15 protein-coding genes are annotated in these 15638 nt (G+C 68.2%); 3 read left to right on the top strand and 12 right to left on the bottom strand.

Annotated features, from left to right (window positions below; translation table 11 throughout):
- Positions 1-4 precede the first annotated feature (4 nt).
- Together dnaJ and AB4Z27_RS03090 are read left to right on the top strand one after the other, a co-directional pair.
- A complete protein-coding gene (dnaJ, locus tag AB4Z27_RS03095; protein ID WP_092298930.1) occupies positions 5-1138 on the top strand; it encodes a molecular chaperone DnaJ in 1134 nt (377 codons plus the stop codon).
- A 115-nt stretch (positions 1139-1253) separates the two neighbouring features.
- Positions 1254-3125 (top strand): chorismate-binding protein, encoded by a 1872-nt coding sequence (locus AB4Z27_RS03090; RefSeq protein WP_441643888.1) that lies wholly within the window; start codon positions 1254-1256, stop codon positions 3123-3125.
- 24 nt (positions 3126-3149) lie between these two features.
- On the opposite strand, the gene AB4Z27_RS03085 is transcribed toward AB4Z27_RS03090, so the two are convergent.
- The 9 genes from AB4Z27_RS03085 to AB4Z27_RS03045 all read right to left on the bottom strand — a co-directional run bounded on the left by AB4Z27_RS03085 (position 3150) and on the right by AB4Z27_RS03045 (position 10789).
- Positions 3150-3827, bottom strand: a complete 678-nt coding sequence (locus tag AB4Z27_RS03085; RefSeq protein WP_092298936.1) for an energy-coupling factor ABC transporter ATP-binding protein — start codon at positions 3825-3827, stop codon at positions 3150-3152.
- The gene (locus AB4Z27_RS03080) at positions 3824-4522 is read right to left on the bottom strand and encodes an ABC transporter permease (RefSeq protein WP_092298938.1); all 699 of its coding nucleotides are present in this window, start codon (positions 4520-4522) and stop codon (positions 3824-3826) included. The genes AB4Z27_RS03085 and AB4Z27_RS03080 overlap by 4 nt, the downstream gene beginning before the upstream one ends.
- Before the next feature lie 10 nt (positions 4523-4532).
- Positions 4533-5354: a 3-methyl-2-oxobutanoate hydroxymethyltransferase gene (panB, locus tag AB4Z27_RS03075; protein ID WP_092298941.1), complete on the bottom strand. Its 822-nt coding sequence runs from the start codon at positions 5352-5354 to the stop codon at positions 4533-4535.
- Positions 5355-5406: 52 nt separating this feature from the next.
- Positions 5407-6048, bottom strand: coding sequence for a deoxynucleoside kinase (locus AB4Z27_RS03070; protein ID WP_092298944.1), 642 nt, complete (start codon positions 6046-6048; stop codon positions 5407-5409).
- A 32-nt stretch (positions 6049-6080) separates the two neighbouring features.
- Positions 6081-6599 (bottom strand): 2-amino-4-hydroxy-6-hydroxymethyldihydropteridine diphosphokinase, encoded by a 519-nt coding sequence (gene folK / locus AB4Z27_RS03065; RefSeq protein WP_092298947.1) that lies wholly within the window; start codon positions 6597-6599, stop codon positions 6081-6083.
- Position 6600: 1 nt separating this feature from the next.
- Positions 6601-8178 carry a polynucleotide adenylyltransferase PcnB gene (gene pcnB, locus AB4Z27_RS03060; RefSeq protein WP_441592287.1) on the bottom strand — a complete coding sequence of 526 codons (1578 nt, stop codon included), beginning with the start codon at positions 8176-8178 and terminating at the stop codon, positions 6601-6603.
- Position 8179: 1 nt separating this feature from the next.
- Positions 8180-8854, bottom strand: coding sequence for an HAD family hydrolase (locus tag AB4Z27_RS03055; protein WP_092298953.1), 675 nt, complete (start codon positions 8852-8854; stop codon positions 8180-8182).
- 105 nt (positions 8855-8959) lie between these two features.
- The gene (gene hda, locus AB4Z27_RS03050) at positions 8960-9667 is read right to left on the bottom strand and encodes a DnaA regulatory inactivator Hda (RefSeq protein WP_092298957.1); all 708 of its coding nucleotides are present in this window, start codon (positions 9665-9667) and stop codon (positions 8960-8962) included.
- 51 nt (positions 9668-9718) lie between these two features.
- Positions 9719-10789 (bottom strand): AI-2E family transporter, encoded by a 1071-nt coding sequence (locus AB4Z27_RS03045; protein WP_092298960.1) that lies wholly within the window; start codon positions 10787-10789, stop codon positions 9719-9721.
- Positions 10790-10973: 184 nt separating this feature from the next.
- Between AB4Z27_RS03045 and purM the strand changes: the two genes are divergently transcribed.
- Positions 10974-12026 (top strand): phosphoribosylformylglycinamidine cyclo-ligase, encoded by a 1053-nt coding sequence (purM, locus tag AB4Z27_RS03040; RefSeq protein WP_092298963.1) that lies wholly within the window; start codon positions 10974-10976, stop codon positions 12024-12026.
- Positions 12027-12119: 93 nt separating this feature from the next.
- Here purM and AB4Z27_RS03035 read toward each other — a convergent pair whose 3' ends face one another.
- From AB4Z27_RS03035 to mutL, 3 genes are read right to left on the bottom strand one after another with little or no spacing between them, the layout of a single operon-like run.
- On the bottom strand, positions 12120-12617 hold the full coding sequence (locus tag AB4Z27_RS03035) for a GNAT family N-acetyltransferase (RefSeq protein WP_441643887.1): 498 nt from the start codon (positions 12615-12617) through the stop codon (positions 12120-12122).
- Between the two features lie 43 nt (positions 12618-12660).
- A complete protein-coding gene (gene miaA / locus AB4Z27_RS03030) occupies positions 12661-13635 on the bottom strand; it encodes a tRNA (adenosine(37)-N6)-dimethylallyltransferase MiaA (protein WP_441643886.1) in 975 nt (324 codons plus the stop codon).
- A 10-nt stretch (positions 13636-13645) separates the two neighbouring features.
- On the bottom strand, positions 13646-15604 hold the full coding sequence (gene mutL, locus AB4Z27_RS03025) for a DNA mismatch repair endonuclease MutL (protein ID WP_441643885.1): 1959 nt from the start codon (positions 15602-15604) through the stop codon (positions 13646-13648).
- Positions 15605-15638 lie beyond the last annotated feature (34 nt).

Below are 15638 nucleotides of genomic sequence, written 5' to 3'. Positions count from 1 at the left end.
CACCATGGCAAAACGTGACTATTACGAAGTGCTCGGGGTAGGCAAGAACGCGAGCGACGAAGAGATCAAGAAGGCTTATCGCAAGCTCGCGATGAAGTACCACCCGGACCGCAATCCGGACAGCAAGGAAGCGGAAGACAAGTTCAAGGAGGGCAAGGAAGCGTACGAGATGCTCTCCGACCCCGAGAAGAAGGCGGCCTACGACCAGTATGGCCACGCCGGCGTGGACCCGAACATGGCTGGCGGCTTCGGCGGCGGCCAGGGCTACGGCGGGTTTGCCGAAGCCTTCGGCGACATCTTCGGCGACATCTTCGGCCAGCAGGGCGGCCAGCGTCGCGGCAACGGCCCGCAGGCCTACCGTGGCGCCGACCTGCGCTACAGCATGGAAATCTCGCTGGAGCAGGCCGCGCATGGCCACGAGGCGCAGATCCGCGTGCCGCACTGGGAAGACTGCGAACACTGCCACGGCAATGGCGCCGAGCCGGGATCGTCGGTGGAAACCTGCCCGACCTGTAACGGCGTGGGCCAGGTGCGTGTGTCGCAAGGCTTCTTCACGATGCAGCAGACCTGCCCGAAGTGCCACGGCAGCGGCAAGTTCATCCCCAAGCCGTGCGTGAAGTGCCATGGCCAGGGCAAGCTGAAGTCGCAGAAGACGCTGGAAGTGAAGATTCCGGCCGGCATCGACGAAGGCATGCGCATCCGCTCGTCGGGCAATGGCGAGCCGGGCATCAACGGCGGCCCCCCGGGCGACCTGTATGTGGAAGTGCACATCAAGGCGCACGAGGTATTCGAGCGTGATGGCGATGACCTGCACTGCCAGATGCCGATCTCCTTCGCCACGGCGGCGCTGGGCGGCGAACTGGAAGTGCCGACGCTGGGCGGCCGCGCCAGCTTCCCGGTGCCGGAAGGCACGCAGGGCGGCAAGACGTTCCGGCTGCGTGGCAAGGGCATCAAGGGTGTGCGGTCGGGCTATCCCGGCGACCTCTACGTCCATGTGAACGTGGAAACGCCGGTCAAGCTGACCGAGGCCCAGAAGGACATGCTGCGTGAATTCGACCGCTCGGTGCACGAGGGCGGCTCGCGCCACAGCCCGCAGGAGCAGTCCTGGCTGGACAAGGTGAAAAGCTTCTTCAGCTAAATCGCCGGATTGCCCGGCAGGCAGGACGATGAAACCGGCCACGTGACCAGCGTGGCCGGTTTTTTCATGCCCGGCGCGGCGATAATGCGGCATTGATGCACCCTGCCGAGTTGCCGTGGTTCCGCCGTCCCCCGCCCCCTCCAGCGCCAGTTTCGACCCCTTCGTCCTGCTTGACGATGCCGCCGCCGCACCCGGCGTGGCGGCGTCGCGCCTCTATACGGRGTTTGTCCAGGCCSATGTCCTGCCCGCCGGCACCGATCCCGCCACGCTGGATGCGCTGCTGGCCGCCGGCTGGCGCCACGGGCTGCATGCCACGCTGTTCGCGCCGTACGAGTACGGCGGGGCGCTGGTCGGGGCGCCGGTCCATTGCGGCGATGCGCTGCCGTTCCATGACGGCGCGCTGCAACTGCTCTGGTTCCGCGACCTGGCCCGGCTTGACGGCGACGCCGTAGGCGCATGGCTGGCCGCGCGGGCAGAATCCTCCCCGGCCGGGGCGATGGACGTACGCGCCGAGCCGTCGCACGCCGTCTACGCGGACGCCATCGCGCGCATCCACGCCTATATCGAGGCCGGCGATACCTATCAGGTGAATTTCACGCAGCGGCTCCGCTTCTCCGCCTTCGGCGACCCGGTGACGTTCTACGCCGCGCTGCGGGCCGCGCAGCCGGTGCCGTTCGGCGTGCTGGCCTGGCTACCCGGCGATGGCTGGGTGCTGTCGCTATCGCCCGAGCTGTTCGTCGAACACGACGGCGCCGGGCATCTGGTGACCCGGCCGATGAAGGGCACCGCGCCGCGCATCGGGGACGCCGAGCAGGATGCCCGCGCCGCGCGCCGGCTGGCTGCCGACGCCAAGAACCGGGCCGAAAACGTGATGATCGTCGACCTGCTGCGCAACGACCTGGGCCGCATCGCCCAGCCCGGCAGCGTGGCCGTGCCCGACCGCTTCGTGGTCCAGCCATTCGGCCGCGTGCTGCAGATGACCTCCACCGTGACGGCCACGGCGCGGCCCGGCACCGGCTTCGGCGCGCTGATGGCGGCGCTGTTCCCATGCGGCTCGATCACCGGCGCGCCCAAGCGGCGGACCATGCAGATCATCGCCGAACTGGAAACCGCGCCGCGCGGCCTCTACACGGGCGCCATCGGCTGGCTCGATGCGCCGGCCGATGGCCAGCCCTGCGGCGCCTTCGGCATGTCCGTGGCCATCCGCACGCTGGTGCTGGGGCCGCAGGGTGACGACGGCCTGCGCCGGGGCGAGATGGGGGTGGGCGGCGGCATCGTCCATGACAGCGTGGCCGCCGACGAATTCGCCGAGTGCGGCTGGAARGCGCGCTTCCTGACTGCGCACGATCCCGGCTTCACGCTGTTCGAGACCATGCACGCGCGCGATGGCGTGGTGCTGCACCGCGAGCGCCATCTGACGCGGCTGGCGCATTCCACGGCCGTGTTCGGCTTCGCGTTCGACCAGCCCGCCGCGCGGGCGGCCATGCAGGCCGAGGCAGGGCGGCTGGGCGATGGCGACTGGCGGCTGCGGATGGCCGTCGACAAGGCCGGCGCRCTGGCCTTCGCGAGCGGCCCGCTGGCGCCGCGCGCCGAGCCGGTGGCGCTACTCGACCTGGCCGCGACGCCCTTGCCGGTGGCCGACCCGATGCGCCGCCACAAGTCCAGCGCCCGCGCCACGTTCGATGCCGGCTGGCAGGCGGCCGAGCGCGAGGGCGGCTTCGACGCGCTGTTCTTCAACACGCGCGACGAGTTGCTCGAAGGCGGACGCAGTTCGGTGTTCGTGAAGGTGGGCGGGCGCTGGCTGACGCCGCCGCTGTCGGCGGACATCCTGCCGGGCGTGATGCGCGCCGTGGTGCTCGAAGCGGGCGACGCACTGATCGACGGCCCGATCGAACAGGCCGTKGTCACGCGTGAGATGGTGCGGCACGCCGAGGCCATCGTCMTCGCCAATGCGCTGCGCGGGACGATGCGGGCGCGGCTGCGCTAAATAGGAAGCGTAGGCGCCAGCCGCCTACCGATGCCGCGTATCGAGCCGGCCGTCCCCCAGTTTCCATCTGACCACCCCGGGCAGGTTGATCAGTTCCCGGTCGTGGCAGACCATCACCACGGAGCGGCCTTCCGCCGCCAGTTCCCCGATCAGCGCAATCACCTGCTCGCGCGCGTGGCCGTCGAGGTTGGAGGTCGGTTCGTCGAGCAGCAGCAATTCCGGCTCCAGCACCTTGGCTCGCGCCAGCGCCACGCGCTGGACTTCGCCACCGGACAGCTTTTCCGGCGCGGTGTCCTGCACATGGACGATGCCGGCCCAGCCCAGCGCCGCGCCCACGCGCCGCTCGATCTCGTCGTGCGCCACGCCCCGGGCCCGCAGGCCATAGGCGATGTTGTCGCGTACCGAGGTGCGGAACAGGTAGGGATGCTGGTGCATATAGGCCACGCGCTGGCGCAGCGCGGGCGGGAGCGGCGTCAGCGGCGCCTCGCGGTGCTTGCCGCCTTCGTCTTGCCACGCCACGGTCGCGCCCGGTGCCGGCTCCAGCCCGGCCATCATCCGCAGCAGCGTGGACTTGCCCGCGCCGTTCACGCCGGTCAGCGCCACGGCGGCGGCGCGCGGGAATACCAGTTCGGGGATGTCGAACAACTGGCGAGCGCCGACGCGCCGCGCCAGTCCCCGCACCGTCAGCAGTGCGCTGGTCATCGCCGGAACCCTCCCGCGCCTTGCAGCCAGGCGAGCATGATGTTGACGGCCAGCGCCAGCGCCACCAGCACGATGCCGAGCGCGATGCCCTGCGCGAACTCGCCCTTGCTGGTCTCCAGCGCGATGGCCGTGGTGATGGTGCGCGTGGAGCCTTCGATATTGCCGCCGATCATCAGCGCCGAGCCCACCTCGGCAATCACGCGCCCGAAGCCGGCCACCACGGCCGCCATCAGGCCGAAACGCAGTTCGCGCAGCACGGTGAAGAAGGTGCGCCAGCGGCCGGCGCCGAGCACCCAGGCGGTCTCGCGCAGGCGCGGATCCGCCGCCTGCATGGCCGCGAGCGAGAACGCCAGCACCACGGGAAAGCCGATCACGGCCTGCCCGAAGACCATGCCGGATGGGGTGAACAGCAGGGAGAAACTACCCAGCGGCCCCTGCCGCGTGAACAGCAGGTAGAGCACCAGGCCAACCAGCACCGTCGGGAACGACAGGAAGGCCTGCGCCAGCACCACCACCACGCGCCGGCCGGGAAAGGCATGGGTGGCGATCAGGTAGGCGGCGCCGATGGCCGGCACGGTAGCCAGCGCCAGGCCAAGCACCGCCACCATCAGCGAGGTCCAGACGATGAACCATAGCGCGCCGTCCCCGCTGCCCAGCAGGCGGAAAGCGTCCAGCGTGGCCGTGCCGATCTCCACGTGGGCGCGCTCAGGCGGAGAACGTGTGCTCGACGGCCGGGAAGCTCCCGTCCTTCACGGCGGCGACATAGGCGCGCACGGCGGCCTCGATCGAGGTCTGGCCGTCCATGAAGTTGCGCACGAACTTGGCCTTGCGGCCCGGATAGATATTGAGCATGTCCTGCAGCACCAGCACCTGGCCGGAACAGTCCACGCCGGCGCCGATGCCGATGGTCGGAATCGTCAGCTGTGCCGTGACCTCGCCAGCCAGCGCGGCCGGCACGGCTTCCATGACGATCAGCTGCGCACCGGCGGCCTGCAGCGCCAGCGCGTCACGCTTGAGCTGCGCGGCGCCGGCATCGGTCTTGCCCTGCACCTTGAAGCCGCCCAGCGCGTGCACCGACTGCGGGGTCAGGCCGATGTGGGCGCACACCGGAATGCTGCGCTCGACCAGGAACTTCACGGTGGGAGCGAGCCAGTCGCCGCCTTCCAGCTTCACCATCTGCGCGCCCGCGCGCATCAGCGCGGCGGCGCTCTCGAAGGCCTGCGTGGGCGTGCCGTAGGTGCCGAACGGCAGGTCCGAAACCAGCAGCGCGGTCTGGTTGCCGCGCGCCACGCATTCGGTGTGATAGACCATGTGCGGCAGCGTGACGGGCAGCGTGGTCTGCTGGCCCTGCATTACGTTGCCGAGCGAATCGCCGACGAGGATGACTTCCACGCCGCAGAAATCGAGCAGTGCGGCGAAGCTCGAGTCGTAGGCAGTCAGCATGACGATCTTGTCGTCCGCGGCACGCATGGCCTGGAGCTTGGGAATGGTGACGGTCTTGCGGGAGGGGTCGAGGAGGTAACTCATGGCAGTGCCCGTGGGGGTGTGTGGCTGCCTGGGCCTGAGGCGGGCAGGGCGGTCAGGGGGCCGCGAGATTCAGGAAGGCCTTGCGGCCCCGCATGTTCTCGATGCGCGACAGTAGTGTACGGAAATCGCCGTCGTTGTCCACCGGATTGAAGCGCGCGGTGTCCACGATCAGGACCGGCGCCTCGTCGTAGCGGTGGAACAGTTCGCCGTAGGCGTCGGTCAGCCGCTGGAGGTAGGTTTCGTCGATGCCGGACTCGCCAGGCAGGCCGCGTCGCGCAATCCGCTCGCGCAGCAGCGACGGCGTGGCCTGGAGCATGATGACCAGGTCCACGCGCTGGGCCGGCACCTGGAGCCGGGCGGCGAGCGCGTCGTAGAGCGCGAGTTCGTCGGCTTCGAGGGTCAGCGCCGCATAGAGGCGGTCACGTGCGTAGAGGAAATTGCCGATCACGCGCTGGCCGGCCAGCAGCGCGGCCTGCCATTGCTGGATCTGGGTGGCGCGCTGGTCCAGGCAGTGCAACTGCATCGGCAGTGCATAGCGCTGCGGCTCGCGGTAGAAGCGTTCGAGGAAGGGGTTCTGGCGTGCGCCGTCAGGCAGTTCGCCGGCCTGGAGCGTGCGGGCCAGGCGCTGCGCCAGCGAGGTCTTGCCGGAGCCGACGGGCCCTTCGACGACGATGCGGCGCAGATGGTCGAGCATGGCTCGTGGGGTGCCGATGGATCAGGCGTGGATCACGCCTGCGTGCCGCCTTCCTGAAGGCGGGGGCATTTGCATGAGGAAAACTTCTCGATGCGCTGGTCGCGCACGCCGGGCAGGAAGTCCGCCGCGCGGCCACGGCCCGGGATGACCAGCTCGCCGTCCAGCTCCACCAGCGGCACCAGCACGAAGGCGCGCTCGGTGATGCGTGGATGCGGCACGGTCATCGCCTCGGAGTCGATCCGGTCGGCGCCGAACAGCAGCAGGTCGAGGTCCAGCGTGCGCGGCGCGTTGTGAAACGGGCGCTCGCGGCCGAACTGGTCCTCGATGTGGTGGCAGATGCGCAACAGCTGCGGCGCGGTGAAGGACGTCTCCACCTTCACCACGGCGTTGAAGTAGTCGTCGCCGCTGGCGTCGACGGGTGCGGTGCGGTAGAACGAGGACTTGGCCAATACCGTGATGCCGACCTGCTGGGCCAGGCACACGATGGCGTCCTTCAGTGCCTGGCGGGCATCGCCGAGATTGGCGCCGATGCCGATAAAGGCAAGTGTCATGTTATTCCTCCGGCTGGGCGCGGCCGGACTCCGATGCGGCTTGACCCCCCTCCGCCGCGTCCGTGTCGCCCCGGGAAGAAACTTTATCCGATTTCCGCGGACCGCGCCGACGACGCTTCTTGCGCGCCGGGCCCTCGCCATCGACGCCCGCGAAGCCTTCGCCCTCGTCGGCACCCTGGCCGCCCTGGCCACCGGCGGCGCCCGAGCCACCCTTGCCGCGCTTCTGGCGGGTGGCCTCGATCATGTCTTCGCGCGTATCGGGCGGCGCGTTCTGGAAGTCGGTCCACCATTGGCCGATTTCAGCCGGCTGTTCGCCCGATTCGCAGCGCAGTTGCAGGAAGTCATAGCCGGCACGGAAGCGCGGCGATTCCAGCAGGCGGAACGGCATGCGGCCCACGCGCTTCTCGAAGCGCGGCTGCATGCCCCAGATGTCGCGCATGTCGGTGACAAAGCGGCGCTGGATGGCCAGTTGGCCGGTCTGCTTCTCCAGCACCATGTCCATGGCCGTGTTGAGCGCCGCAATCGCGTGCTCGCCCTCGTCGCGCAGCTTGTTCCAGCGTTGCAGCACGTGGTGCCACAGCAGCGCGGCGAACAGGAAACCGGGCGACACCGGCTTGCCGGCCTGCACGCGGCGGTCGGTGTTGTCGAGCGCCAGCTGCACGAAGCGCTGGCCCATCGGCTGCTCCAGCGCCACGTCCAGCAGCGGCAGCAGGCCCTTGTGCAGGCCGGCCTTGCGCAGCTCCTGCAGCGAGGCCCAGGCGTGCCCGGACATCAGCAGCTTCAGCATTTCGTCGAACAGGCGCGCGCTCGGCACGTTGTGGATCAGCGGGGCCAGTTCGGCGATGGGCTCGCGCGTCGCTTCGTCGATCGAAAAACCTGTCTTGGCCGCGAAGCGCACCACGCGCAGCATGCGCACCGGGTCTTCGCGGTAGCGCGTGACCGGGTCGCCGATCATCCGCAGCGTGCGCGCGCGGATGTCTTCCATGCCGTGATGGTAGTCATGCACGGTCTGCGCGGCCGGGTCGTAGTACATCGCGTTGATCGTGAAGTCGCGGCGCTCGGCGTCCTCGGCCTGGGAGCCCCAGACGTTGTCGCGCAGCACGCGGCCGCTGGCGTCGATCGCGTGCGTCTTGCTGTCCAGCTCGGCGCGCTTCAGGCGRCGGCCYTCGGGCAGCGTCTCGCTGGCAATGGCGTCCACCAGCGCGCGGAACGTCGAGACCTCGATGATTTCCTGCTCGCGGCCGCCGTAGAAGGTCACGTGCACGATCTGGAAGCGCCGGCCGATGATGCGCGAGCGGCGGAACAGTGCCTGCACCTCTTCGGGCGTGGCGTTGGTCGCCACGTCGAAGTCCTTCGGCTTGATGCCGAGCAGCACGTCGCGCACGGCGCCGCCGACGATAAAGGCCTGGAAACCGGCCTGCTGGAGCGTGGCGGTGACCTTGACCGCGTTGCGCGAGAGCAGCGTGGGGTCGATCTGGTGTTCGTCCACGTTGACGATGCGCTGCGTATGGGCGCGCCCGGTGCGGCGCAGCTTGGGGCCAGGCTTGCCGAGCAGCCGGTTGATGAGCTTCTTGATCACGTCAGAACAGGTCCATGATGCGCCAGCCGGCCGCGGCCGCATGGTTGCGCAGGCGGTCGTCGGGATTGGCGGCGATCGGCTCGCTGACCTTTTCCAGCAGCGGCAGGTCGTTGGCGGAATCGCTATAGAACGTCGTGGTGCCGAAGTCTTCCCACTGGGTGCCGAGGCCCTTGAGCCACTGCTCCACGCGGGCGATCTTGCCCTCGCGGAAGCTCGGCACGCCGAAGACCTCGCCCGTGAAGGCGCTTTCCGGCTTGCCGTCGGACGTGGCCGGCTCGGTGGCGATCAGGTGCTTGATGCCGAAGGCCTGGGCGATCGGCGCGGTGACGAAGCTGTTGGTAGCCGTCACCACGGCGCACAGGTCGCCCGCCTCCAGGTGCTTGTAGACCAGCGCCTTGGCCTGCGGGGTGATGACCGGGTCGATCACCTCGCGCATGAAGCGCTGGCGCCAGGCGTCCAGCCGGTCACGCGGATTGGCAGCCAGCGGGGCCAGCGCGAAGCGCAGGAACGCCTGGATATCCAGGGTGCCCGCCTTGTATTGCCCATAGAACTCGTCGTTCTTGCGACGATAGGATTCCTCGTCGACAACGCCCATGCGGACCAGGAAGCGGCCCCATTCGTGGTCGCTGTCGGTGGGGATCAGGGTGTGGTCGAGGTCAAACAGTGCCAGATTCATGGGCGGCGATTTTACATTAAGGTACACATGGCGGTTGGCGCGGCTTGGCGCGCCAGGACCATTTTGGGAGCGGATTTCGTGCCAGCTTCGGCGCGGATTCGCGATTTATTCGCGGAATTCCGCAAACATCTCGCGCAGCAGCGGCAGGGTGACCGCGCGCTTGCGCTCGAGCGAATACGTGTCCAGCGCGTCCAGCAGGGCCATCAGGCTGGGCATGTCGCGGTAATGCCGCGTGACCAGCCAGTGGGGGATTTCGGGCGATAACTGCAAGCCACGCTCGCGCGCGGCCTGCAGCAGGGCGGCCATCTTGTCGTCATCGGACAGCGAGGCCACCTGGTAGACCAGCCCCCAGCCGAGCCGGGTGCGCAGGTCTTCACGTACCGGCATGGCACGCGGCGCCAGGCCGCCCGCCACCACCAGCGCGGTGCGCACGTGGGCGCGCACCTCGTTATACAGCGAAAACACGGCGATCTGTCGCGCTTCGTCGAGCAATTCCACATCATCGACGGTGTAAAGCCGGCAGGACGGGTCGAAATTGAAGTCGGCGAGCGCGTGGTGCGGGCTCAGGTAGCGGCAGTTCAGGCCGGTATGGAGCGCCGCGTCGCACACTGCGTGCAGCAGGTGGGTGCGCCCCGAGCCGACCTCGCCCCACAGGTAGATCAGCCGGTCGTTGGCGTGTTCCTGGGCGATGGCGGCCGGCAGCTCGCGCAGGCGCTGCACCGGCTCCCGGTTCGAAGCCACGAAAAAGTTCTCGAACGTGGACGGCGGCGGGCTGCCGAGCTCGAGCGAAAGCTGCTTATGACGCGATGACATGACGTTTTCGTAACTTCCTACCTCGGTTCCATCAGTTTCTGTGGGCTTCAATCAGTTGCGATACAGATCGCTAGCCATGTAAACGCGCCGGATCTGCCGCGCGCCGACCAGCAGCACCGCACAGGTCGGCAGGGCCAGCAGCACGCCGAAGAAGCCAAACAACTGGCCGAATGCCAGCAGCGCGAAGATCACCACCAGCGGGTGCAGCCCGATGCGCTCGCCCACCAGGCGCGGCGTCAGGTAGAAGCTTTCCACGAACTGCCCGATGCCGTATACCACGGCCACGGCGCCCAGCCCGTACAAATTRCCGAATTGCAGCAGCGCAGCCAGGATCGCCAGCGCTAGCCCCAGCCCGAAACCGATGTACGGGATGAACACGGCCAGCCCGGTGAACACGCCCACCGGAACGCCCACCTCGAACCCGGCGATGGTCAGCCCGATCGAATAAAGTGCAGCAAGAATCACCATAACCAGGATCTGGCCGCGCAGGTACTGGGAAAGCAGCGCATCGGTCTCATTCGACAGCTCGCGCACCTTCGGCACCCAGCGGCGCGGCACCAGCCGCTCGATACGCCGCATGACCATATGCCAGTCCATCATCAGGTAATACATGACGATGGGGATGATGAACAGCATCCCGAACACGCTGATCAGGGCCGAGCCGGACACCTTCGCATAATTCAGCAGCACCTGGAACAGGTCTTCCGGGCTCGCCGCGAAGCGGTCCTGGAGCATGTTGCGCAGGCCGGGGAAGTCAAAGCGCACGCGCACCCCCAGTTCTGCCAGGCGGGGCGACACCACATTGTTGAGCTTTTGCAACAGCAGCGGCACCTGCTCGCGGATCTGCGGGATCTCGCGCTGGAGCACGGCGATCAGCAGCAGCACCAGCAGCACCACGATAATGGTCAGCAGGCCGATCATCAGCGTCACGCCGATAAAGCGCGGCACGCGGCGGCGCTGCAGCCAGTCCACGCCCGGCGTGAGAATGTACGCAAAAATGAACGCGAACAGGAAGGGCGTGAGCACCGGCGCCAGCGCCACGATGGCGGCGAACAGGCCGGCGGCCACGACGATCCAGATCAGGATACGTTTGGAGTCTGGCGAGAGCAGGGGAGCGTTCATCGAAAGGGTCCGGAAACCGCCGGGCGGGGCACTTTGGCCGGTCTGGTGACCGGGTGTCGCCGCGAAACTGGTAGCCGGGAGCCTGTATCCGTTAAAATCGCGATTCTAACGGACTCGCGCCCGCCCTCCGTGGCGCCGGRCGCCGTAATCCACACTTTACCTCGTCAAAGACAAGCAGGATCTCATGAGCGCATCCCAGAACGCCGGCCAGGCAGGCCTTTCCTACCGCGATGCCGGTGTTGACATCGACGCCGGCGACGCGCTGGTAGACCGCATCAAGCCGTTCGCCAAGCGCACCATGCGTGAAGGCGTGATGGCCGGCATCGGCGGATTCGGCGCGCTGTTCGAACTCTCGAAGAAGTTCCAGGAGCCGGTGCTGGTGTCCGGCACGGACGGCGTGGGCACCAAGCTCAAGCTGGCCTTCCAGCTGAACCGCCATGACACCGTGGGCCAGGATCTGGTGGCGATGAGCGTCAACGACATCCTGGTGCAGGGCGCCGAGCCGCTGTTCTTCCTCGACTACTTCGCCTGCGGCAAGCTGGACGTGGACACGGCCGCTACCGTGATCCAGGGCATCGCYCATGGCTGCGAACTGGCCGGCTGCGCGCTGATCGGCGGCGAGACCGCCGAAATGCCGAGCATGTACCCGGACGGCGAGTACGACCTGGCCGGCTTCGCGGTGGGCGCGGTGGAAAAGCGCAAGATCATCGATGGCAGCACGATTATCCCGGGCGACGTGGTGCTGGGCCTGGCTTCGTCGGGCGCGCATTCGAACGGTTACTCGCTGGTGCGCAAGATCATCGACGTGGCCAAGCCGGACCTGAACGCCGACTTCCACGGCCAGCGCCTGCAGGACGCCATCATGGCGCCGACGCGCATCTACGTGAAGCCGCTGCTCTCGCTGATCGAGACGCTGCCGGTCAAGGGCATGGCCCACATCACCGGCGGCGGCCTGACCGAGAACGTGCCGCGCGTGCTGGCCGACAACGTCACCGCCGTGATCCAGAAGGATGCCTGGACGCTGCCGCCGCTGTTCCAGTGGCTCCAGGAGCAAGGCCGCGTGGCCGATGCGGAAATGCACCGCGTGTTCAACTGCGGCATCGGCATGGTCGTGATCGTGGCGAAGGAAGACGCCGAACGCGCGATCCGTCACCTCCAGGCGGCTGGCGAAGCCGTGTGGCAGATCGGCGAAATCCGCGAACGCGAGGAAGGCCAGGCTCAGACCGTGGTGGTCTGAGCGCGGTCCAATCCCTCGCAGGATGGCAAAACGCCCGATGGCAACATCGGGCGTTTTTGTTTTTGGGCTTGCTCGATGCAGGGGCGCAGGGCCTCAGGGCTGGCCGCCGAGCTTGGTCAGCGCATCCCCGGTCACGCGGCAGATGCGCCAGTCCGGCATCACGTTGGCGCCCATCGCCTGATAGAAATCGATCGACGGCTGGTTCCAGTCCAGCACCGACCATTCGAAGCGCCCGCAGCCGCGCGCCACGGCGATGCCGGCCAGATGGCGCAGCAGCGCCTTGCCCAGTCCGTGGCCGCGCCACGCGGGCTCCACGAACAGGTCTTCGAGGTACAGCCCCGGCTTGGCCAGAAAGGTCGAGAAATTGTGAAAGAACAGCGCGAAGCCGACTGCCTGCCTGCCGGCTGCCGTCTCCACCTCCACCAGCACCGCCTCGGCATGTGGGCGGTCGCCGAACAGCGCGGTCTGGATTTTTTCCGGCGTGGCTTCGACGAGATGGGTGAGCTTTTCATACTCGGCCAGCGCGGCGATCAGGCGAAATAGCGTGGTGCTGTCTSCGGGCTCGGCAGGGCGGATGGCGAAGGCGGTCATGGGAACGGTAGTAAGCGGCGAATGCGGGAATGAGTCGGGAATGCTACYCCAACATCCCAGCCAGCCGGGCCACCTGGGCCACGTAGTCCGGGGCGAGGCAGTCCACGCTGACGCGCTCGGGCGTGCTGCGCAGCCAGGTGAGCTGGCGCTTGCAGAGCTGGCGCGTGGCGGCGATGCCGCGTTCGCGCATGGTCGAGGCATCGCAGGCGCCGTCGAGGAACTCCCACACCTGCCGGTAGCCGACGCAGCGCATCGACGGCAGGCCGAGATGCAGGTCGCCGCGCGCGCGCAGCCGTTGCACCTCGTCGATCAGGCCGCCGGCCAGCATCGCATCGAATCTTTCCGAGATCCGCGYGTGCAACACCGCGCGATCCGACGGCTCCAGCGCAATCACGCGGTAGCGCGCATCGGCCGCGCCGGTGAAGGTGCGGGCATCAGCCTGGCGGGCCAGCAGCGCGGACATCGGCTGTCCGCTTAGTCGGAAAATCTCCAGCGCGCGCTGGATGCGCTGCGCATCGTTGGGCGCCAGCCGGGCGGCGGTCACCGGGTCTACCTCGGCCAGCATCGCGTGCAGCGCCGGCCAGCCGCGTTCGGCCGCCAGGGCGTCGAGTTCGGCGCGCAGCGTGGCGTCGGCCTGCGGCAGGTCGTTCAGGCCCTGCGTCAGCGCCTTGTAATAGAGCATGGTCCCGCCCACGATCAGCGGAGCCCGGCCGCGCGCGCGGATCTCGGCGATCAGCCGCTCGGCATCGGTCACGAACTGCGCGGCGGAGTAGCTGTCGACTGGATCGATGATGTCGATCAGATGGTGCGGCACGCTGGCCAGTTCGTCGCGCGTGGGTTTGGCGGTGCCGATGTCCATCTCGCGATAGACCAGCGCGGAGTCGAGGCTGATGATCTCCACCGGCGTGTGCGCGGCCAGCGCCAGCGCGGCGGCGGTCTTGCCGGAGGCGGTGGGGCCGAGCAGGCAGACGACCGGCGGCAGGGCGGAAGACAGCGGAGCGGAAGACAGCGCAGACATCGACAAACTGTTACTGGCCACGCAGGAACAGCCGGTCCAGCTCGGCCACAGTGAGCTGCACCCAGGTGGGGCGCCCGTGGTTGCATTGGTCGGCGCGCTCGGTCTGCTCCATCTGGCGCAGCAGCGCGTTCATCTCTTCCAGCGTGAGCTTGCGATTGGCGCGCACGGCGCTGTGGCAGGCCAGCGTGGCGAGCAGCTCGTTCTGGCGCTCGGCCAGCACGCGCGAGCCGCCATAGGACTGGAGGTCGCGCAGCACGTCGCGCGCGAGCGCCTCGGCATCGGCCTGCTTGAGCAGTGCGGGAATGGCACGCACGGCCAGCGTGGTCGGGGAGACCGGGGCGATGTCGAAACCGAGCAGGGTCAGCGTTTCCTGATGTTCCTCGGCCGCGCCGAWCTCGACCGGGCTGGCCGGCAGCGTGACCGGGATCAGCAGCGGCTGTACGGCTAGTTCACGCGCTTCGAGTGCCGTCTTGATCTGCTCGTACAGGATGCGTTCGTGCGCGGCATGCATGTCCACCAGCACCAGCCCGCGCGCGTTCTGCGCCAGCACGTAGATGCCGTGGAGCTGGGCCACCGCGTAGCCGAGCGGGTGATCGGCCTCGGCGCCGTCCGTATCGTGCTGGACGAAGGGCGAGGAGGTGCCCATCGGCAGGCGRTCGAGCAGGCTGGGCGGTTCGTCGGCCCGGGCGGCCTGGGCATCGGCCAGCCAGGCGGGCGGCTGCGYGGMYGGCTGCCAGGCGCGGCCGGCGCCATCGCCAGTGGCCTCGCGCACCATGCCGAGATAGGCCTGACGCGGCTGAGCGATGCCGAGTTCGGTCTGGCGGCCTGCGGAGTAGTTAACCCACTGCGGCGCCGCGCCGGGTACGCCGCCGGCCATGCCGCTGCCCCCGATCGGGCTTGCGTTCGGCATCATGGCGCCATCCGCTGCATCGGTATGCAGGCTGTCGCCCTGTTCGCCGGCCTGCCGCGCCAGGCAGCGCTGCACGGCGTGGTAGACGAACTGGTGCACCGCGCGGGATTCGCGGAAGCGCACCTCGATCTTCGACGGATGCACGTTCACATCGACCATTTCCGGCGGCAGGTCCAGGCACAGCACGTACGACGGGAAGCGGTCGCCATGCAGGACGTCCTGATAGGCGCTACGCACGGCGTGGTTGAGCAGCTTGTCGCGCACAAAACGGCCGTTGACGAAGAAGTACTGCTGGTCCGGCCGCCCCCGGGACGCCGTGGGCAGCCCCGCGAAGCCATAGAGGTGCAGCGTGCCGGCTTCCTCGTCCAGCGCSAGYCGGGCGCGTGCGAAGTCGGTGCCGAGCACCTGCGCGGTGCGCGTGGCCACGTCGCCGCCGTTCCAGTGCTCGAGCGGCTTGCCGTTGTGATGGACCGAAATTGTGACATCGGGCCGCGCCAGCGCCGCYCGCCGGATCATCTCCAGGCAGTGTCCCAGCTCGGTTTGTTCCGTTTTAAGGAACTTTCGGCGCGCTGGCGTGTTGAAGTACAGGTGCTGCACATCGACCATCGTGCCGACCCCGCCCGAGGCGGGCTGGAGATGGCCGGTGTCGGCGCTGACCTGGGTGGCATGGGCGGCATCGGCGGTGCGGCTGGTCAGCACGAGGTGCGAGACCGAGGCGATGGACGCGAGCGCCTCGCCCCGGAAGCCCAGCGTGAGCACCGACTCCAGTTCGTCGAGCGAGGCGATCTTGCTGGTGGCGTGGCGCGTCAGCGCGACGGGCAGTTCGTCGGCGGGAATGCCGCAGCCGTTGTCCGTGATGACCATGCGCCGCACGCCGCCTTCCTCGAGCCGGATGGCCAGCTGCGTGGCGCCGGCATCGAGTGCATTTTCGAGCAGTTCCTTGACCACCGAGGCGGGCCGTTCCACCACCTCGCCGGCGGCGATCTGGCTGATCAACTGGTCCGGCAGGGCGCGGATGGGGCGGCTGGGCTGGGTGGTGCGGAGGGCGTCGGCAGGCATGCGGCGATTATACGTGCGGCCGGACACCTTTTCG

This window comes from Cupriavidus sp. KB_39 (genome assembly GCF_052114485.1).
Taxonomy (GTDB): domain Bacteria; phylum Pseudomonadota; class Gammaproteobacteria; order Burkholderiales; family Burkholderiaceae; genus Cupriavidus.
The sequence above is the reverse complement of the archived record's forward strand: the minus strand, read 5'-3'. Positions and strand labels throughout refer to the sequence as shown.

Excerpts from the sequence above, each read along its gene's own strand:
- hda (WP_092298957.1), bottom strand. The coding sequence starts at position 9,667 with ATGTCATCGCGTCATAAGCAGCTTTCGCTCGAGCTCGGCAGCCCGCCG.
- folK (WP_092298947.1), bottom strand. The coding sequence starts at position 6,599 with ATGACACTTGCCTTTATCGGCATCGGCGCCAATCTCGGCGATGCCCGC.
- AB4Z27_RS03055 (WP_092298953.1), bottom strand. The coding sequence starts at position 8,854 with ATGAATCTGGCACTGTTTGACCTCGACCACACCCTGATCCCCACCGAC.
- AB4Z27_RS03070 (WP_092298944.1), bottom strand. The coding sequence starts at position 6,048 with ATGCTCGACCATCTGCGCCGCATCGTCGTCGAAGGGCCCGTCGGCTCC.
- panB (WP_092298941.1), bottom strand. The coding sequence starts at position 5,354 with ATGAGTTACCTCCTCGACCCCTCCCGCAAGACCGTCACCATTCCCAAG.
- AB4Z27_RS03085 (WP_092298936.1), bottom strand. The coding sequence starts at position 3,827 with ATGACCAGCGCACTGCTGACGGTGCGGGGACTGGCGCGGCGCGTCGGC.
- dnaJ (WP_092298930.1), top strand. The coding sequence starts at position 5 with ATGGCAAAACGTGACTATTACGAAGTGCTCGGGGTAGGCAAGAACGCG.